Below are 19,584 nucleotides of genomic sequence, written 5' to 3'. Positions count from 1 at the left end.
TCAGATAAAAATTAGAGTTAACCATTTGGCTAACTCTTTTTTGTTTTCTTCTTGTTGCTATGTGTTTTTCGATACTGACTTGGTGTTTGGTCGTAATAGTGTTTAAATTGACGGTTGAAATTTGATAAATTGTTAAAACCAACATCAGTAGCAATTTCCAAAACTGGTTTTACGCTATTACGGAGCTCCTCACAAGCAGCATGTAGTCTTGCTTGAATGATAAATTCAGTACAAGAGGTGCCAGTATGTTGTTTAAAAATTGTCATAAAATGTGTCTTACTATATCCCATGAGCTCTGACAACTTTTCAATCGTGAGATTTTCAGCATAATGTTGATTGATGTAATCAATGATTTCACGAATTTTATCATTTTTTCGATAATGATCATCAGAAGTTTTTCGCTTTACCAAACGATAGAAGTAGAAAAGGTAGATTAATTCTTCCAACTTTGACTTGAGAAGAAGTTCATAGTGACGATCTTTCTGACGAATCATCTTAAAAATCTCGAAGAGAAGTGCTTTAATTTCCGTATACCCCTCGTCTGATGGTCTTAGACATTGTTTAAACTTAAAATTGGAATTCTGTAAGGGCTGAAGATAACGGAGACTAAGCAGATCCACCAGAGACTGTCCCAACATATCCAAATGAAAATGAAGGGTATCAGTATGATGAGACTGATTATCTATGGGATGAATCGAATGAAGCTCATTAGGACATATCAAAAAAATATCTCCAGCCTGACTGTCAAAATAGTCATAATCAATATGATAGCGAGCTGTCCCCTCATAAACGTACTGAATCTCAAGCTCAGGATGCCAATGAAATAGAATATCAGGGCGTCCATTTTCGACCATAGTTTCCTCCAGTCGAAACGGAAACAGATTATCATCAAAATCTATCAAATGTTTAAAATCAGTATCAGTAGCAGCTTGACTCATGATTAACCTTTCAAAATCATAGGATAATACCATGATAGCATTTTCTTTCTTAAAAAGCATGAGTCAATCGTCTTATAGTATTGGTAGTTTTTTGATTTACATAATTTTATTTCTGTATTTATGTATGTAAAATAAAAAGATGACTAAGCATCCTTTTTACATAAATTTAGTTATGTTTATTTTCCTAGACAGAACTGACTAAAGAGTTGTGTAATGAGTTCATCTGGGGCGGCGTCACCAGTAATTTCTCCTAAAACTTCCCAGGTGCGTGTCATATCAACCTGTAAGAGGTCAACAGGCATGCCTAATTCAAGACCTTGATTGACTGCTTCAAGACTTTCGAGAGCTTTTTCAATGAGTGAAATGTGACGGGCATTTGAGAGATAAGTAGCATCTTTCTCCACTAGGCCAGCATTATCAAAGAAGAGCTGATTGATGCAATCTTCGATTTTGTCAATATTTTCATTCTTGAGGACTGAAATTGGAATAACATCTTCGGGAAGCTCTTCCATTTGGATTGCTTGTGGTAGGTCTGTCTTATTTAGAAGAATGATGCGATTGCTATTTTGACTGATTTCTAATAATGTACGGTCTTGCTCTGTTAACGGTTCGGAGCTATTAAGCACAAGGAGAACCAGGTCAGCCTCTTCGAGAGCTTTCTTGGAACGCTCAACACCAATCTTTTCAACCACATCATCTGTGTCTCGAATACCAGCGGTATCGATTAACTTAAGTGGAACACCCTTGATATTAACGTATTCTTCAATGACATCACGGGTGGTACCTTCAATATCTGTTACGATAGCTTTCTCCTCGCGTAGGAGATTGTTAAGAAGACTAGATTTTCCGACATTTGGACGACCAATGATTGCCGTTGAAAGGCCTTCTCGTAGGATTTTTCCTCGTTTAGCAGTGGCAAGAAGATTTTCTAAAAGTGCTTGGAACTCTTGCGTTTTTTCACGGACAAGAGCTGTGGTAACTTCTTCAACATCATCATATTCTGGGTAATCAATATTCACTTCGACTTGAGCCAAGGTGTTAAGGATTTCTTGGCGAGTGTTGTTAATGAGATCCTTGAGCGCCCCATCAAGTTGAGAGACGGCAACGGCCATAGCCTTATCAGTCTTAGCACGAATCAAATCCATGACAGCTTCAGCCTGAGTCAAGTCCACACGACCATTCAAAAAGGCACGTTTGGTAAATTCTCCAGGTTCAGCCATACGAGCTCCAGAACGAATAAGGAGTTGGAGGATTTCATTAGTCACAGCAACCCCACCGTGAGTGTTGATCTCCACGACATCCTCACGCGTAAAGGTCTTTGGCGCACGCATAACACTTACCATGACTTCATCAATGGTTTCCTCATTTTCGACAATATGGCCGTAATTGATAGTATGTGAAGCAACCGTTTCTAGATTTTTTCCTTTGAAAACTTTATTAGCAATAGCAATAGCATCGGTTCCAGATAAGCGAACGATACCGATAGCACCTTCACCTAAGGGCGTTGAAATGGCAGTAATCGTATCAAATTCTTTGGTAATTGACATAGTTATTCCTTTGGATTTTTTCTGTATAAGTTTAAAAATGATTTAATTTCATTGTAACGCAAAAGAGCAGTAGTCGCAAGGATTGGTGCTGATAAAGACAAGAAAAAAGAGCCTGAGCTCTTTTTGTTTATTTGTGGCGTTCAAAGTATGATTTGGTTTCTTTAATGATGATTGGTGAAAGGACTAGGAGGGCAATCAAGTTAGGCAATGCCATCAAGCCGTTTACGATATCTGCAATTTTCCAAACAACATCAAGTGTGAGGTAACCACCAAGAGCAACCATAACCACAAAAATGAGGCGGTAGAGTGGAAGGAATTTAGTTGATTTGAAAATGAATTCGAAACAACGTTCACCGTAGTAAGACCAACCCAAGATTGTTGTAAAGGCAAAGAGAACCAAAGAAAGTGTTAAGGCAATTTCACCAAATGTACCAAAAACAGAAGAGAAGGCGGCTTGTGTCATTGGGGCACCTTCTAGGCTACCTGACCATTGACCAGTTACAAGGATAGCAAGACCTGTAAGCGTACAGATGATAATCGTATCAATGAAAGTACCTGTCATTGAAATCAAACCTTGTTCAACAGGTTCTTCGGTCTTAGCTGCAGCAGCGGCGATAGGAGCAGATCCAAGACCTGACTCATTTGAGAAGACACCACGCGCAATACCAAGTCGCATAGCGACCATGACTGTTGCACCAGCAAAACCACCTACGGCTGCTTTCCCAGTAAAGGCAGATTGGAAGACCATTTCAAGAACTGGTAAAAGTTGATTAAAGTTTGTAAAGATAACCACAAGAGCTGCTAGGATATAAAGTCCAGCCATAAATGGTACGACCTTTTCAGAAACTTTAGAGATAGATTGGATACCACCAAAAATGATGGCAGCAGTTATAAGAGCAAGTAAGATACTTACGATTTTTGGTGACCAGTCAAAGCTGTTTTGAAGTGAGGCGGTGATTGAGTTAACTTGAGAGAAAGTACCAATCCCCAACCATGCAACTAGGACACCTGCAAAGGCAAAGAAGTAGGCCAAAGGTTTAGCAATTGTTTGCCATTTCCCAGAGAAACCATGTGTGATGTAATACATTGGACCACCAGAAACATTACCTTGGTCGTCAAGTGTACGGAATTTAATAGCCAAAAGACCTTCGGAATATTTGGTTGCCATACCAAAGAAAGCGGCAATCCACATCCAGAAAAGGGCACCAGGTCCACCAGTTTTGATGGCTGTAGCTACCCCAACAATGTTACCTGTACCAACAGTTGCAGCAAGAGCTGTCGCAAGGGCTGCAAAACTAGAAATATCACCTTCCCCTTTATCTTCAGCAAAGATAAGTTTAAAAGCTTTAGGAAGACGAAGAACTTGCAAAAGTCCAAGACGAAGCGTAAGGTAAATCCCAGTTCCTACAAGAAGGACCAAAAGGGGTGGACCCCAGACAAAATCATCAATGGTAGTAAAAAAGTCTAACATGAATGTAACAATCTCCTTTAACCGAGACGTCAAAAAGAGGTTTGGCTTAACCAGACCTCTGAGAATACAAAGCTATTACTACAAGTAAAAAAACTTGCGATGCTTTCTGTCCTTTTACCTGAGAGTTTCGGTTGTTACCCCTTGCCCCTTCGGTGTCTTGTTTACAGCTAAGGCTGCTTCAAGATCTCTCCAGAAGTCCGTCAATCACCAGTCTTCCTGATGACATCACTCGGTTTTTATTTTATTGTGGTTCTATATTATCTAAAAAACCGAACAGTGTCAACACTAATTTTTATCAAAACTATAAAAAACCGAATATTATACTTAAGAATCCCTTTCACCAAAATCTAGAAAAGCTTGGAATAACAATCATTTTTATCAAACAACCTCCCAATAAAAACAAACGATTATTTGCTAAAGTTATTTCACACTCATTATGAATAGAGACTGCATTTTCATCCAAAAAATGATAAAATAGTAGAGCTTATTTTTGAGAATGGAGAATATGATGAACCCATTATTAACTGGTATGAATGACAAACAGGCCGAAGCCGTCCAAACGACTGAAGGTCCTTTGTTGATTATGGCTGGTGCAGGATCAGGGAAGACACGTGTACTTACCCACCGCATTGCCTACCTTATTGACGAAAAAATGATCAATCCTTGGAATATTTTGGCCATTACCTTTACCAATAAGGCAGCTCGTGAGATGCGTGAGCGTGCTATGGCTTTAAACCCAGCAACTTCAGAAACCTTGATTGCGACCTTCCATAGTATGTGCGTGCGAATCCTTCGTCGTGAAGCGGACCATATTGGCTACAATCGAAACTTTACTATCGTGGATCCTGGTGAACAACGTACTTTGATGAAACGTATTCTCAAGAATCTTAATCTTGATCCTAAGAAGTGGAATGAACGTGCCATCTTAGGGACGATTTCCAACGCAAAAAATGACCTCTTGGATGAAGTGGCTTATGAGCACCAAGCTGGTGACATGTATACTCAAATCGTTGCTAAATGTTACAAAGCCTATCAGGAAGAGCTCCGTCGTAGTGAAGCCATGGATTTCGACGATTTGATTATGATGACTCTGCGTCTCTTTGACAAAAATCCCGATGTGCTCGCTTATTATCAGCAGCGTTATCAGTATATTCACGTGGATGAATATCAAGATACCAACCATGCTCAGTATCAGTTGGTAAAACTCTTAGCATCTCGCTTCAAGAATATCTGTGTCGTGGGTGATGCTGACCAATCAATCTACGGTTGGCGTGGGGCTGACATGCAGAACATCCTTGATTTTGAGAAGGACTATCCTGAAGCTAAGGTTGTCCTCTTGGAGGAAAACTACCGTTCAACTAAGAAAATTCTCCAAGCAGCCAACGAAGTTATCAAGAACAACCGTAACCGCCGTCCTAAGAAACTTTGGACTCAAAATGATGACGGTGAACAAATTGTTTATTACCGTGCTAATGACGAGCGTGATGAAGCTGTTTTTGTTGCTTCAACTATTGATAACATTATTCGTGAAGAAGGTAAGAACTTCAAGGATTTCGCTGTACTTTACCGTACCAATGCTCAGTCTCGTACCATTGAAGAAGCTTTACTCAAGTCTAATATTCCTTATACCATGGTTGGAGGAACCAAGTTCTATAGCCGTAAAGAAATTCGTGATGCCATTTCTTACTTGAACTTAATTGCCAATCCTGCTGATAATATTAGCTTTGAACGTGTCGTTAATGAACCTAAACGTGGAGTTGGACCTGGGACACTAGAAAAGATTCGTACCTTTGCCTATGAGCAAAACATGAGTCTCCTAGATGCTTCAGCTAATATTATGTTATCACTGATTAAGGGGAAAGCAGCTCAGGGCGTTTACGATTTTGCTAACATGATTCTGAACCTACGTGATCAGCTAGATGGACTAAGCATCACTGAAGCTGTAGAGGCTGTTTTGGATAAGTCTGGTTATCTGGATGCTCTTTCGATGCAACAAACACTTGAAAGTCAAGCGCGCATTGAAAATATCGAAGAATTCATGTCTGTTACTAAGAATTTTGACGAAACCAACACCGATGGTACGGAAGACGAGACAGGAATTGACCGTTTAGGCCGTTTCTTAAACGATTTAGCTTTAATTGCTGATACGGACGATGGTGATATGGAAGCAGCAGAGGTAACCTTGATGACTCTCCATGCTGCCAAAGGGCTTGAATTCCCAGTTGTCTTCCTAATTGGTATGGAAGAGGGAGTGTTCCCTTTGTCACGTGCCTCAGAAGAGCCAGATGAACTCGAAGAAGAGCGTCGTTTGGCTTACGTAGGTATCACTCGGGCGGAAGAGATTCTTTTCCTTACCAACGCTAATACGCGTACGCTTTTTGGTAAGACTAGCTATAATCGTCCTAGCCGTTTCTTACGTGAAATTTCAGATGATTTATTACAATATCAAGGTCTAGCACGTCCAGCCAATTCATCATTTGGTGTTCGTTTTACAAAGGAAGAGCCTACACAATTTGGTCAGGGCATGAGTTTACAACAAGCGCTTCAGACCAGAAAAGCAAATGCACAGCCGCAAAGACATACTGGTGCTCAGCCATTTTCAAAAGCCACTGGGGGACTACCTTTTGGTAAGGCTTCAGACTCAGGCAACTCAGCTACTGATTGGGAAATCGGAGATATCGCTCACCACAAGAAGTGGGGAGATGGTACCGTCCTAGAAGTAACTGGAAGTGGCAAGACACAGGAACTTAAGATAAAATTCCCAGAAGTTGGACTTAAAAAAGTCTTGGCAAGCGTAGCACCTATTGTGAAGAAATAGAAAGGGACCGAAAGGTCCTTTTTATAAGCTCTCCCTATCACTTTGATAAAAAATTTCTATTAGACAGCTAGCTTTTCTGGGTGTAGAATGAAGGCAACTTTTGTTTTGGAGGACACCCATATGTCACGAGAATTTTCATTTGAAACCTTACAATTACACGCTGGACAAACACCTGACAAGGAAACAAAATCACGTGCTGTTCCAATTTACCAAACCACTTCATATGTTTTTGACGACGCTCAAGAAGGTGAAGATCTCTTTGCCCTTAGAAAACCTGGTAATATTTACACACGTATTACCAATCCAACAGTAGCAGTACTTGAAGAACGTATTGCAGCCCTCGAAGGTGGTGTTGGTGCCTTGGCTACGGCATCAGGTATGGCTGCAATCACCTATGCTATCCTTGGTTTGGCACATGCTGGCGATCACGTTGTTGCTGCGACAACCCTCTATGGTGGGACATTCAATCTCTTAAAAGAAACCCTTCCACGCTATGGTATCACAACAACTTTTGTAGATGTTGACAATCCTGAAGAAATTGAAGCTGCTATCAAAGATAATACCAAGCTTGTCTTGATTGAGTCTTTGGGAAATCCGCTTATCAATATTCCTGATTTTGAAAAAATTGCTGAGATTGCTCACAGTCATAAGATTCCATTGGTTGCTGACAATACTTTTGGAACTCCATATCTCATCAATGTTATCTCCCATGGTGTAGATATCGTGGTTCATTCTGCAACTAAGTTTATCGGTGGACATGGAACAACTATTGGAGGTCTTATCGTCGATTCTGGTAAATTTGACTGGGAAGCTTCAGGCAAATTCCCACAGTTGGTTGACGAGGACCCATCTTACCACAATATCAGCTATACGCGTGATGTTGGTCCAGCAGCATTTGTAACTGCCCTTCGTACACAACTTTTGCGTGACACAGGGGCTGCCTTGGCACCTTTCAATGCTTTCTTGCTCTTGCAAGGACTTGAAACACTTTCACTTCGCGTCGAACGCCACGTCGAAAATACTAAAAAAATCGTAGACTTTTTGGAAAATCATCCAAAAGTTGAAAAGGTTAACTATCCTGGATTACCATCAAGTCCTTACTATGACTTGGCACAAAAATACTTCCCTAAAGGTCCAGGTTCTATTTTCACTTTCCATGTTAAAGGTGGACAAGACGAAGCACGTACCGTAATTGATAATCTTGAAATCTTCTCAGATTTAGCTAACGTTGCTGATGCAAAATCTTTGGTGGTGCACCCTGCAACAACAACTCACCAACAATTAGCAGAAGCTGATTTACTGGCTTGTGGTGTCACTCCAAATCAAATTCGTATCTCAGTTGGTTTGGAAAACGCAGATGATTTGATTGAAGATTTAAAACTAGCTCTTGATAAAATCTAAGTATTTCAATACAAAATAATTTAACCAGCTCTTTAGCTGGTTTTTTGTTATACTATCCCTATGAAATTTGTTTTTGATTTGGATGGAACCCTATGTTTTGATGGTATGACCATGTCAAAAGACCTACAAAAGGTTCTTTTAACTGCACCAAAATACGGGCATGACATTATTTTTGCAACAGCACGCTCTTACAGAGATTGTCTTAGTATTTTAGAAGGAGAATTGAGAAAGCTGATAGTAGTTGGCTTAAACGGCGGCGAAGTCTTTCAAGATGAACTTTTAGTATCACAATACACAATACCTTCTCCTGCTCTCAGAACGATTGTTAGCTACTGTGATACTTATAATCTCCCTTATTTTATTGATGATACCTTTAATTGTGCTATTCAAAATCCTGAGCAAATCCCTTTTCTTTCAAATGTTGATCCATTAAACAAAGCAAGGATTTTGCCTGTTCATGAACTTAATGAGCCTATCAAAGTTGTTATTCCACTTGTAGAGCATGAAGATATACGTGAAGACCTTATCTTTAATCTAAACAAACTGGAATGTTTAGACCTTAGTTATCATGATATTGAAAGATGTCTTTACATTAATCCTAAAGGTGTGACCAAGGCTAGTACTGTTTTAAACCACTTTGGTAAAGCCTTTGTAGCATTTGGAAATGATCAAAATGATATTTCTCTTTTCAAAAATGCTATATATGGAGTGCAAATTGGTGATTATCCCTACCTAAAAAACTTTGCGGATGAGGTTATTCCTGCAATTAATGCAGTTATTGCTGAAAAAATTAGACTACTGTTTGAAAAGTTCTAAACAAATGCTTAGGCTTATTGCTATATTTACAGTACAATAGTAAAAAAAGTATTGGAGGACAATTAACATGCCAACATTTATTGGAAAACCAGTTACAGTAGCAGAAGACAAACAACTTCAAGTTGGAGATACCTTGCGTGACTTTAACTTAACAGCAGCAGATTTGACGAAAAAATCACTTTCAGAATTCGATGGAAAGAAAAAAGTTATCTCTATCGTTCCATCAATCGATACTGGTATCTGTTCAACTCAAACACGTACCTTTAATAAGGAATTGTCAGAATTAGACGATACAGTAGTTATTACTATTTCAGTGGACCTACCATTTGCACAAGCTCGTTGGTGTGGTGCTGAAGGACTTGAAAATGCCATCATGCTTTCTGACTACTATGATAATAGTTTTGGTAAAGATTATGGTGTCCTCATTGAAGAATGGCACTTGTTAGCGCGTGCAGTTTTAGTGGCAGATGCTGACAATAAGATTACTTATGTCGAATATTTGAACAATATCAATACTGATCCAAACTATGAAGCAGCAGTAGCAGCGGTTAAAAGCTTATAAAATGAGGCTCAGGTCTCTTTTTTATTTTTGCCTTTCTTACAGTTTTTACTTGCAAAAGTATTAGCATCTTGCTATTATTGTATAGCAATACTCAATATGGATAGTAAAATATAAAAAGGAGATTCAATGTCTGAAAAAGAAAGACCTCAACTGATTATCGATTACGAAGCTAATACAGACAAACTTGTTCGTTTAGGCGATGTTGTCGATCAATTTAAAGGAAAAGCTGTTCCTGCTAAGGCAGATCCTGGCGAATTTGCTGTCATTAATCTATCGGATATGACACCCAACGGCATTGCCTACGATGCCCTTAAAACGTTTTCTGAGGAACAACGCAAACTTTTACGATTTCTCTTAGAAGACGGTGATGTTCTTATTGCATCTAAGGGAACTGTACAAAAAGTTGCTGTTTTCGAGGATCAGGGCAAGCGTGAAGTTGTCGCCTCATCAAATATCACAGTATTACGACCTAAGGAAAAACTCCGTGGTTTCTACATCAAGTTTTTTCTTGAGACAGAGATTGGTCGTGCCTATTTAGACTATGCTGATAAGGGAAAGGCCGTCCTAAATTTATCGACGGCTGATCTCCTAGACATCAAAATTCCTGAGATACCAATTGTGAAGCAAGATTATCAAATTGCTGCCTACTTGCGTGGGCGTGCTGATTACCATCGTAAGATGGTGAGGGCTGAGCAGGAGTGGGAAAATATCCAGCATAATGTGACAGAAGCTCTATTTGGAAATTAATCAAAAGCCAGCAAACTAAGATTTGTTGGTTTTTTTTCATTATTCTCGTGTATAATGGAAGTAGTAAATATGTTATTAGGAGGTCATTATGACTACCAACACTATAGATTTATCACAACCTGTTGCAACAATCATTAAAGAGCATCCAGAGGTTAAGGAATTACTGATTGATCTCGGTTTCAAGTCCTTGTCTAATCCAGCTATGCTAAATACTGTCGGTAAGGTGACTAGTCTAAAAGCTGGCTCTAAGTTAGCTAATATTCCCCTAGATAAAATCAAGCAAACCTTGATTTTCAACGGTTATGACGTAATTGGTGACTGATATGGAAGATAATCGTATTCAAATACTCAAAGAAATTCTACTAGATTTGCACCATGGAGCCAGTCCTGAGAGTGTTCAAGAGCGCTTCAATCAACACTTCAAGGGAGTATCTGCCCTCGAAATCTCTATGATGGAGCATGAATTGATGTCATCAGAAGATGGGGTTACCTTTGAAGACGTAATGAGCCTCTGTAATGTCCACGCAAACCTCTTTAAAGGTGCTATTGCAGATGTGGAAGTGGCAGACACTGATCAAGAGGGCCACCCTGTCTATGTGTTTAAACAAGAGAATTTAGCCCTACGTTCAGCTATTCTCCGTATCCGACGTATCATAGAAAATATTAGTAAGCCTGAAAATGAAGATTTTAAATCTGACTTGTTCAATGGACTTAAGCATCAGATGACTCTACTTGGTCAATTCCATAATCATTATACGCGTAAAGAAAAGCTTTTCTTTCCAATAATGGAGCGTTACGGCCATGACTCCCCTCCAAAAGTGATGTGGGGAGTAGACGATGACATCCGAAAACTTTTTAGAGCGGCAGAAGCTAAACTAAAAGAACTTCCAGAGGCTGATTTAGAAGAATTTTCAAAGTCTTTCGAAGCATTCTCAGAAGAGTTTGAAGCCATGATTTTCAAAGAAGAGGCTATCTTACTTATGATTCTGCTTGAAACCTTCACGCAAGACGATTGGCTTTCGATTGCCGAAGAAAGCGATGCCTATGGCTATGCAATAATAAAACCTACAGCTGTCTGGAAACCTAAGCGTGAACGTTTTGAGGAGGTAAATGCTGATACATCGCAAGAACAATCTGAACTAAGTAGTGACGAACATCTGGACAATACCCGAATTATTGACACTCCCGAAGGGCAGTTTACCATCAGCTTCACTCCAAAACCAAAAACTGAAACTGTCGTAGATAGAGAAACGACTCAGCCTTTTGGCAACGGTTATCTTTCTGTGGAGCAGGCCAATCTCATTCTCAACCATCTTCCTTTGGAAATCACTTTCGTCAATAAAGACGATATTTTCCAATACTATAATGATAATGTTCCTGCTAATGAAATGGTTTTTAAACGAACACCTAGCCAAATTGGACGAAACGTTGAACTTTGTCATCCGCCAAAAGTGCTTGATAAGGTCAAGAAAATCTTTGAATTACTAAGAAGTGGAGAGCGTGACCAAGTTCCAATGTGGTTCAAATCTGAACGTTTAGGAAAATTCGTCTATGTTACCTATGCAGCTGTTAGAGATGACAAGGGAGACTTTCAGGGTGTCCTAGAATATGTGCAGGATATTCAGCCTTTCTTTGAATTGGAAAGCGACCTTAATAGAGATATCGATTAATAAGCTAGCAGACCTGCGATTGCTTATGACTATAATACTTAAGAGGTTTGAGACTTTGCTCTCTGCCTCTTTATGTTTCTACCTAGCTCTTTAGGATTGCTTTTGATATAATTAAAAGTATGATTTCAGGAATTATTAATCTCAAAAAAGAGGCTGGAATGACCAGTCATGATGCTGTATTTAAACTACGTAAAATATTACAAGAGAAAAAAATCGGACATGGAGGTACCCTTGATCCAGATGTTACTGGTGTTTTACCTATAGCGATTGGAAAAGCGACTCGTGTTATTGAATACATGACTGAAGCAGGAAAGGTCTACGAGGGAGAAATTACCATTGGATTTTCAACAACTACCGAGGATGCTAGTGGAGATGTCGTTCAAACAACTCCGGTTACAGAGTTAGATGAAGAAACCGTCGATATGGCAATGGCTAGTTTTGAGGGAGAAATCACACAAACTCCTCCTATGTATTCAGCGGTTAAGGTCAACGGAAAGAAACTTTATGAGTACGCCCGCGCTGGAGAAGAAGTAGAGCGTCCACAACGTCAAGTGACAATTACCGAATTTGTCCGTACCTCTCCTATTGAATTGGAAAACAATACCGCAAAATTCACCTTCCGTGTTGCTTGTAGCAAGGGGACTTATGTCCGTACTTTATCTGTCGATTTGGGTGCTAAACTCGGATACGCGAGTCATATGTCTGCTCTTCGTCGAACAGCCTCAGCTGGTCTAACCTTAGATAAGGCACTAACACTCTCACAAATTTCAGAAATGGTAGAAGCGGGGGATACTTCCTTCCTCCTTCCCATCGAATTTGGTGTTCAGGACCTACCAGCTGTTCAAGTCACTGAGGATGATGCTAAAGAAATTTCATTTGGTCGCTTTATTACTATCGATAGCCAAGAACCCTTAGTTGCGGCCTTTTTAGGAGACAAGGTTCTAGCCATCATGGAAAAGCGAAATCAAGTTTATAAACCTAGAAAAGTATTAAGTCAATGAAAGTAACTTCTATTAATGATTATAAAGATATCCATCAGGAAAAGGAAACGGTTCTTGTCTTAGGGTATTTCGATGCTCTTCACCGTGGTCATAAGGTCCTTTTTGATAAGGCGCGCCAGATTGCTGATGAAAAACAGCTTGAAGTAGCTGTCCTTACCTTTAATGAGAGTCCTCAATTGACTTTTCAAAGGTATACGGATGATCTCCTCCTTCATATCACAGCACCTCAGAGACGTTGTGATCTTTTTAAAGCCTATGGCACTGATCAGCTTTATTTGACAGATTTTAATAGTGATTTTGCCCGAACGAGTTCAGACGATTTCATTGCTCGTTATATTAAACGTCTAAAAGCCCAAGAGGTTGTTGTGGGCTTTGATTACAAATTTGGACATCATCGAACAGATGCGGACTATTTAGCCCGTAATTTTTCTGGTAATGTTCATGTCATTGAGGAGCAACAAAGCGATGGTGAAAAGATTTCGTCAACACGTGTGCGTCAATTAATACGAGAAGGCAAGGTTAAAGAAGCCAATAAACTCCTTGGCCATGAATTCTCTACACGTGGCATCGTGGTGCATGGTGATGCCCGTGGACGTACCATTGGTTTTCCAACAGCAAATTTAGCACCTATTGATAGGACTTTTCTACCAGCTGATGGTGTCTATGTTGCCGATGTTGTAATTGATGGCAAACGTTATCGTTCCATGACTAGCCTAGGAAAAAACGTTACCTTTGGGGGAACAGAACTCCGTCTTGAAGCCAATATCTTTGATTTTGAAGGCGATATTTATGGAAAGACAATTGAAGTTTTTTGGCTGGATTATATCCGTGATATGATTAAGTTCAATAATATCGATGAACTATGTGCTCAACTGGAGGCTGATAAAAAAATCGCGGAAAAATTTTAAGAAAGCGTAGCCAAAACTAATCAAATAATGTATAATGATTAGGAATGTTAAAGTGAAAGGGGTGTTTGCGTGGTAACTTTATTTTTATCACCTAGCTGCACCAGCTGTAGGAAAGCACGAGCCTGGTTGACCAATCATGAAGTTGCTTTTGACGAACACAATATTATCACGAGCCCATTAACTCACGATGAGTTAATGAAGATTTTGTCTTACACGGAAAATGGTACTGAAGATATCATTTCAACTCGTTCAAAAGTCTTTCAGAAGCTGAATATCGATGTGGATGATTTGACCATCAAGGAACTCATTCAATTGATTTCTGAATACCCAAATCTTCTTCGTCGACCTATCATTATGGACACCAAACGCATGCAAATTGGTTTCAACGAAGATGAAATTCGTGCCTTTTTGCCTCGTGATTATAGAAAGCAAGAATTGCGCCAAGCGACCATTCGAGCTGAAATTGAGGGTAACAATGACTAAAGGAAATTATTCCTACCCACTCGATCCATCATGGAGCACTGAGGAAATTACCACAGTGCTTCATTTTTTGAGTCAGGTAGAAAAAGCATACGAGAGCAAGGTTGACCGTGACCAACTCTTGCAAGCCTATAAGGCATTTAAAACCGTTGTTCCAGGCAAAGCACCTGAAAAACAACTAGACAAGGCCTTTGAAGAAGCTAGCGGTTTTTCAACCTATCAAGCTGTCAAAGCTGCTAAAGCAAAAGATAAAGGATTTGTATCACTTGGAAAATAAACTGATTTTCGCCAAAGAAATCATCAAAGAAGCCGGTGCTTTTATTAAAGAAAGTTTGAGTAAAACTATCACGGTCGAAGAAAAGACGGCTTTTGATGATTTAGTAACTAATATTGACAAACAAACACAAGATTTACTCGTGGCACGTATTAAATCCTCCTTCCCTTCAGACAATATTTTCGCTGAAGAAAATGGCTTGGTTCATAATATCAAAGATGGAAATGTCTGGGTCTTGGATCCTATTGATGGAACGGTCAATTTTATTGTCCAACAAGATAATTTTTGTGTTATGATTGCCTACTATGAAGAGGGGCAAGGAAAATTCGGCCTCATTTATAACGTCATGGCTGATCAACTTTTCTATGGTGGTGGCCAGTTTGATGTGTATTGTAATGACAAGTTGCTTCCAGCATATAAAAACCCACCTTTAGACCGTTGCCTAGTCGCTAGCAATGGAGCTATGTATGCTAAAAATTTTCACGGCTTAAAAGACCTTATTGATAAGACCTTGGGCGTTCGTGTCTACGGTGGTGCTGGTTTAAGCATGTCAAAAGTCCTATCTGGTCAAATTTTAGCTTACTTTTCAGTTATTTACCCATGGGACTATGCCGCAGCAAGTATTATGGGAGAAAAATTGGGTTATCACCTTGAGACCATTTCTGGAGAACCACTGGATTATTCTAGTCGTCAAGCTGTGATGCTTGTCCCTAAAGACAGACTTGAAGAGATCAAGCATATTATGGGCTCAGAAAATTAATTTGAAACACAAAACCATACTGGACAAATCAGAACAGCAAGTTCTCTTGGTTAGTCCAGTTTTTTGATAGAAAGGAAACTATGCAATTTCCATCAGACTTTATAGAAAAATATAATAAGCTCCTTGGAGATGAAGCGAAGGACTTCTTTGCATCTTTTGACCAAGAAGCCGTGTCCGCCTACCGTACCAACCCTCTTAAAAAGCAACAGAAGGACTTTCCTAATGCCATTCCTGAAACACCTTGGGGCCATTACGGTAAAATTTCTGGAAAATCTGCCGATCATGCAACTGGTTTGGTATATTCTCAGGAACCAGCTGCTCAAATGGTTGCTCAAGTAGCAGCTCCTGCCAAGAGAAGTCGTGTCTTAGACTTGGCAGCTGCTCCAGGCGGAAAGTCTACTCATCTTCTTAGTTACCTAGATAATACAGGACTGTTGGTCAGCAATGAAATCAATCCAAAGCGTAGCAAAATTCTAGTTGAAAACATTGAGCGTTTTGGAGCGAGAAATGTTATTGTGACAAACACGTCAGCTGATAAACTAGCCAAAGTTTTCAAAAATTATTTTGATACGATTGTCTTTGATGGACCATGTTCTGGAGAAGGAATGTTTCGTAAGGATCCTGATGCAATCCAATATTGGCATAAGGAGTATCCTAGTGAACTGGCACAATTACAGAAGGACATCTTATCAGACGGTTTGAAAATGCTCGCTCCTGGTGGACAATTGATCTACTCAACCTGCACATGGTCTCCTGAGGAAAATGAAGGTATTGTTGCTTGGATTTTAGAAAATAATCCTGATCTTGAATTGGTGGCAATCCCTAAATTAAATGGCATGAGTGATGGAATTGATTTTCCAGAAACAGCTCGAATGTATCCACACCATTTCAAAGGTGAAGGCCAGTTTGTGGCAAAATTCCAGGATAAGCGCGTGCCTGAGCAAACACGTATCAAAGAGGGAAAATCTAACCTAAACAAGGAGCAGAAGCAACTTTGGGAAGATTTTGCAAAAAAACACCTTAAAACTAGACTGGATGGTTTACTGCAAGTTTTTGGGGACAATCTCTACCTGCTTCCAAAAGGGCTCCCAGACCTTTCTAAAGTTAAAATCGCTCGTAACGGTTTGCATCTTGGTGTCTTCAAGAAAAAACGTTTCGAACCAAGTTTTGCTCTTGGAATTGCTTTAACATCTGATGAAGTTGTTTCAAGTATAGAGCTAAGTCAAGACCAGTTTACCCAATACGTTTCTGGTAATGTGGTTACTCTAAATCAAACACATCCTAACGGTTGGTATCAGCTTTTAGTGGACGGCAATGGTTTTGGGTTTGCTAAAGTTGTTGGAAATACGGTTAAAAACTACTATCCTAAAGGATTAAGATTTCACATTTAAGAACCTGTAACCAAACTTTAATATGACTTAGTTATCCTATACTTGTTATAATTAGATAGGTGTCTTTTAACAGCATATCTATGAGACACTTTCTTACTTATGTTACAAAATGTCGGAGGACAAAAATGAAAAAAACAAAAGTCCTTGCAGTGATTCTGTCACTGGCAATGGCCATGCTGGTTTTAACTGGCTGTGCCTCTTGGATTGACCGTGGCCAGTCCATTACAGCAGTTGGTTCTACGGCCCTTCAACCCTTAGTGGAGGCGGCAGCAGATGGGTTTGCTGAAAAGAACCCTGACAATATCGTTAACGTTCAGGGGGGCGGTTCTGGTACTGGACTTTCTCAAGTACAATCCGGTGCCGTTCAAATTGGTAACAGTGACCTTTTTGCCGAGGAAAAATCGGGAATTGATGCTAGTAAGCTTGTCGACTTTCAAGTTGCCGTTGCTGGGATTGCAGTTATTACAAACAAAGAAGTCTCTGTAGATAACTTGACAACAGAACAACTGCGTAAGATTTTCACTGGTGAAATCACAAACTGGAAACAGCTTGGTGGTAAAGACCAAGAGATTACTATTATTAACCGTGCAGCTAGCTCAGGATCACGCGCAACTTTCGATGCAGTGATTATGGATGGTAAATCACCAATCCGTACCCAAGAGCAAGATTCTAACGGTATGGTTAAGTCAATCGTTGCTCAGACACCAGGTGCTATTTCATACCTATCATTTGCTTACCTTGATGATTCTGTTAAAACATTGAAGTTAAATGGATTTGAACCCAAAGCTGAAAATGTTGCAACTAACGATTGGCCGATTTGGTCCTACGAACATATGTATACCAAGGGAAAACCGGATAGCTATACCAAACATTTCTTAGATTACATGATGAGTGACGAAGTCCAAGAAAACGTCGTCGCAAAAATGGGTTACATTTCCATCCATAGCATGAAAGTTACCAAGGATGCTGATGGTAAAGTCTCAAAGAAGAGTGAGGAATAAGCATGAAAAATGAAGAATTGGTGAAGCAATTAACATCACCCTCTAAAAATTCACGCCTCGAAAAGTTTGGTAAAACAATCACTTTCCTTTGCCTGGCCTTGATTGTTTTCATCGTAGCGATGATTTTACTTTTCGTTGCTCAAAAAGGGCTGGCGACTTTCTTTGTCAATAAAATTAGCTTGGTCGAGTTTCTCTTTAGTGGTGATTGGTCACCATCTGAAGGCAAATTCGGGGCTCTACCAATGATTTTGGGATCATTCGTAGTGACTTTGCTTTCAGCCTTGGTTGCAACCCCATTTGCCATTGGAGCAGCCATCTTTATGACTGAGATTTCTCCTAAAGGGGCTAAATTCCTACAACCCGCTATTGAACTTTTGGTCGGAATTCCATCCGTTGTTTATGGATTTATTGGTCTCCAAGTAGTGGTTCCATTTGTTCGCTTAATTTTTGGTGGAACAGGTTTTGGTATTCTTTCAGGTACCTTTGTCTTGTTCGTCATGATTCTACCAACCGTAACCTTTATGACAACAGATACGCTTCGTGCAGTGCCTCGTCACTATCGTGAAGCTAGTCTAGCGATGGGGGCTACACGCTGGCAAACGATTTGGCGTGTGACACTTAATGCGGCTAAACCAGGTATCTTCACGGCCGTTATCTTTGGTATGGCCCGTGCCTTTGGTGAAGCTCTGGCCATCCAAATGGTTGTCGGAAATTCCGCCGTGATTCCAACTTCTTTAACGACACCAGCAGCAACATTGACATCTGTCTTGACTATGGGAATCGGAAATACAGTCATGGGTACTGTTTCAAACAATGTCCTTTGGTCTCTCGCCCTGGTGCTCTTATTGATGAGTCTTGGTTTCAATATGTTGGTGAAATTCATTACCCGTGAGAGAAAGAGAAATTATGAACGCTAAAAAAATTGATAAAATTGCCATCAGCACACTCTATGTGATTGCTGGCATTATTGTAACAATCCTGGCCGCCTTGATTCTCTATATCTTGGTTCGCGGGATACCACACATCAGCTGGTCTTTCTTGACTAGTCAATCATCATCCTACAAAGCTGGTGGAGGAATTGGGGTTCAACTCTACAACTCATTCTTCCTATTGGTTATTACTTTGATTATTTCTGTGCCTCTTTCAATGGGAGCTGGCATCTTCTTATCAGAATATGCTAAAAAAGGACGACTTACCAACTTTGTCCGTACCTGTATTGAAATCCTATCTTCACTACCTTCAGTGGTGGTCGGACTCTTTGGTTATTTGATTTTCGTTGTCCAATTTCAATATGGATTTTCAATCCTATCAGGTGCCTTGGCCTTAACTGTCTTTAACTTGCCACAAATGACTCGTACGGTTGAAGATAGCTTAAGAACCGTTCACCATACCCAACGTGAAGCTGGCCTAGCTCTAGGTTTGTCTCGCTGGGAAACTATCTGTCACGTTGTTGTTCCAGAAGCCTTACCTGGTATTGTTACTGGTATCGTTCTTGCTTCTGGTCGTATTTTCGGAGAAGCAGCAGCGCTTATCTATACAGCAGGTCAATCTGCACCAGCACTTAACTGGAGCGACTGGAATCCGCTTAGCATCTCTAGTCCAATTTCGATTTTCCGCCAAGCAGAGACACTTGCTGTTCACATCTGGAAGGTCAACTCAGAAGGTACGACACCTGACGCCACTGCAGTATCTGCCGGTTCAGCAGCAGTGCTCTTGATTTTCATTCTGATTTTCAACTTTGGTGCACGTCGTTTGGGAGCTTACCTCCATAAGAAATTAACATCCGCTTAAAGGAGTTA

19 protein-coding genes and 1 riboswitch are annotated in these 19,584 nt (G+C 40.0%); of the genes, 16 read left to right on the top strand and 3 right to left on the bottom strand.

The features are described 5' to 3' along the window. Positions 1 to 29 precede the first annotated feature (29 nt). The 3 genes from H7T98_RS06700 to H7T98_RS06690 form a co-directional block, all read right to left on the bottom strand. Positions 30 to 971 carry an AraC family transcriptional regulator gene (locus H7T98_RS06700; protein ID WP_110981532.1) on the bottom strand — a complete coding sequence of 314 codons (942 nt, stop codon included), beginning with the start codon at positions 969 to 971 and terminating at the stop codon, positions 30 to 32. Between the two features lie 143 nt (positions 972 to 1,114). Then, on the bottom strand, positions 1,115 to 2,485 hold the full coding sequence (gene mnmE / locus H7T98_RS06695) for a tRNA uridine-5-carboxymethylaminomethyl(34) synthesis GTPase MnmE (RefSeq protein ID WP_110981409.1): 1,371 nt from the start codon (positions 2,483 to 2,485) through the stop codon (positions 1,115 to 1,117). Between the two features lie 127 nt (positions 2,486 to 2,612). Then, complete coding sequence (locus tag H7T98_RS06690) at positions 2,613 to 3,956, bottom strand: alanine/glycine:cation symporter family protein (protein ID WP_110981408.1); 1,344 nt, start codon at positions 3,954 to 3,956, stop codon at positions 2,613 to 2,615. A gap of 96 nt (positions 3,957 to 4,052) precedes the next feature. Then, positions 4,053 to 4,159, bottom strand: a riboswitch (glycine riboswitch). 305 nt (positions 4,160 to 4,464) lie between these two features. Between H7T98_RS06690 and pcrA the strand changes: the two genes are divergently transcribed. The 16 genes from pcrA (at position 4,465) to pstA (ending at position 19,576) form a co-directional block, all read left to right on the top strand. Next, on the top strand, positions 4,465 to 6,774 hold the full coding sequence (gene pcrA / locus H7T98_RS06685; RefSeq protein WP_201061540.1) for a DNA helicase PcrA: 2,310 nt from the start codon (positions 4,465 to 4,467) through the stop codon (positions 6,772 to 6,774). Between the two features lie 120 nt (positions 6,775 to 6,894). After that, positions 6,895 to 8,175: an O-acetylhomoserine aminocarboxypropyltransferase/cysteine synthase family protein gene (locus H7T98_RS06680; RefSeq protein ID WP_037597805.1), complete on the top strand. Its 1,281-nt coding sequence runs from the start codon at positions 6,895 to 6,897 to the stop codon at positions 8,173 to 8,175. A 60-nt stretch (positions 8,176 to 8,235) separates the two neighbouring features. Then, a complete protein-coding gene (locus H7T98_RS06675; protein ID WP_110981406.1) occupies positions 8,236 to 8,991 on the top strand; it encodes an HAD hydrolase family protein in 756 nt (251 codons plus the stop codon). Positions 8,992 to 9,058: 67 nt separating this feature from the next. Beyond that, positions 9,059 to 9,553: a thiol peroxidase gene (gene tpx / locus H7T98_RS06670; RefSeq protein ID WP_110981405.1), complete on the top strand. Its 495-nt coding sequence runs from the start codon at positions 9,059 to 9,061 to the stop codon at positions 9,551 to 9,553. Positions 9,554 to 9,679: 126 nt separating this feature from the next. Beyond that, positions 9,680 to 10,300, top strand: a complete 621-nt coding sequence (locus tag H7T98_RS06665) for a restriction endonuclease subunit S (protein WP_110981404.1) — start codon at positions 9,680 to 9,682, stop codon at positions 10,298 to 10,300. Between the two features lie 88 nt (positions 10,301 to 10,388). Beyond that, positions 10,389 to 10,622: a DUF1858 domain-containing protein gene (locus tag H7T98_RS06660; protein WP_110981403.1), complete on the top strand. Its 234-nt coding sequence runs from the start codon at positions 10,389 to 10,391 to the stop codon at positions 10,620 to 10,622. A gap of 1 nt (position 10,623) precedes the next feature. After that, on the top strand, positions 10,624 to 11,970 hold the full coding sequence (locus H7T98_RS06655) for a DUF438 domain-containing protein (RefSeq protein ID WP_073949853.1): 1,347 nt from the start codon (positions 10,624 to 10,626) through the stop codon (positions 11,968 to 11,970). A gap of 119 nt (positions 11,971 to 12,089) precedes the next feature. After that, the gene (gene truB / locus H7T98_RS06650; protein WP_073949854.1) at positions 12,090 to 12,971 is read left to right on the top strand and encodes a tRNA pseudouridine(55) synthase TruB; all 882 of its coding nucleotides are present in this window, start codon (positions 12,090 to 12,092) and stop codon (positions 12,969 to 12,971) included. Beyond that, positions 12,968 to 13,879, top strand: a complete 912-nt coding sequence (locus H7T98_RS06645; protein ID WP_110981402.1) for a bifunctional riboflavin kinase/FAD synthetase — start codon at positions 12,968 to 12,970, stop codon at positions 13,877 to 13,879. The genes truB and H7T98_RS06645 overlap by 4 nt, the downstream gene beginning before the upstream one ends. A 69-nt stretch (positions 13,880 to 13,948) precedes the next feature. Continuing rightward, entirely contained in the window at positions 13,949 to 14,362 is a 414-nt protein-coding gene (locus H7T98_RS06640; RefSeq protein WP_002890965.1) for a Spx/MgsR family RNA polymerase-binding regulatory protein, read from the top strand. Then, positions 14,355 to 14,636, top strand: a complete 282-nt coding sequence (locus H7T98_RS06635; protein ID WP_004182521.1) for a UPF0223 family protein — start codon at positions 14,355 to 14,357, stop codon at positions 14,634 to 14,636. The genes H7T98_RS06640 and H7T98_RS06635 overlap by 8 nt, the downstream gene beginning before the upstream one ends. Continuing rightward, positions 14,626 to 15,393 carry an inositol monophosphatase family protein gene (locus H7T98_RS06630; RefSeq protein WP_110981531.1) on the top strand — a complete coding sequence of 256 codons (768 nt, stop codon included), beginning with the start codon at positions 14,626 to 14,628 and terminating at the stop codon, positions 15,391 to 15,393. The genes H7T98_RS06635 and H7T98_RS06630 overlap by 11 nt, the downstream gene beginning before the upstream one ends. A gap of 80 nt (positions 15,394 to 15,473) precedes the next feature. After that, the gene (locus tag H7T98_RS06625; protein WP_201061538.1) at positions 15,474 to 16,784 is read left to right on the top strand and encodes an RsmF rRNA methyltransferase first C-terminal domain-containing protein; all 1,311 of its coding nucleotides are present in this window, start codon (positions 15,474 to 15,476) and stop codon (positions 16,782 to 16,784) included. A gap of 125 nt (positions 16,785 to 16,909) precedes the next feature. Next, entirely contained in the window at positions 16,910 to 17,785 is an 876-nt protein-coding gene (locus tag H7T98_RS06620; RefSeq protein ID WP_110981400.1) for a phosphate ABC transporter substrate-binding protein PstS family protein, read from the top strand. Between the two features lie 2 nt (positions 17,786 to 17,787). Continuing rightward, positions 17,788 to 18,702 (top strand): phosphate ABC transporter permease subunit PstC, encoded by a 915-nt coding sequence (pstC, locus tag H7T98_RS06615; protein ID WP_110981399.1) that lies wholly within the window; start codon positions 17,788 to 17,790, stop codon positions 18,700 to 18,702. Further along, positions 18,692 to 19,576: a phosphate ABC transporter permease PstA gene (gene pstA, locus H7T98_RS06610; protein ID WP_110981398.1), complete on the top strand. Its 885-nt coding sequence runs from the start codon at positions 18,692 to 18,694 to the stop codon at positions 19,574 to 19,576. The genes pstC and pstA overlap by 11 nt, the downstream gene beginning before the upstream one ends. The last annotated feature ends 8 nt before the right edge of the window (positions 19,577 to 19,584 follow it).

The sequence above is a fragment of the Streptococcus sp. 23.2 genome, from assembly GCF_016648665.1.
Taxonomy (GTDB): Bacteria; Bacillota; Bacilli; order Lactobacillales; family Streptococcaceae; genus Streptococcus; species Streptococcus salivarius_E.
Note: the sequence above shows the minus strand (reverse complement) of the source record. Positions and strands in the feature narration are given on the sequence as shown.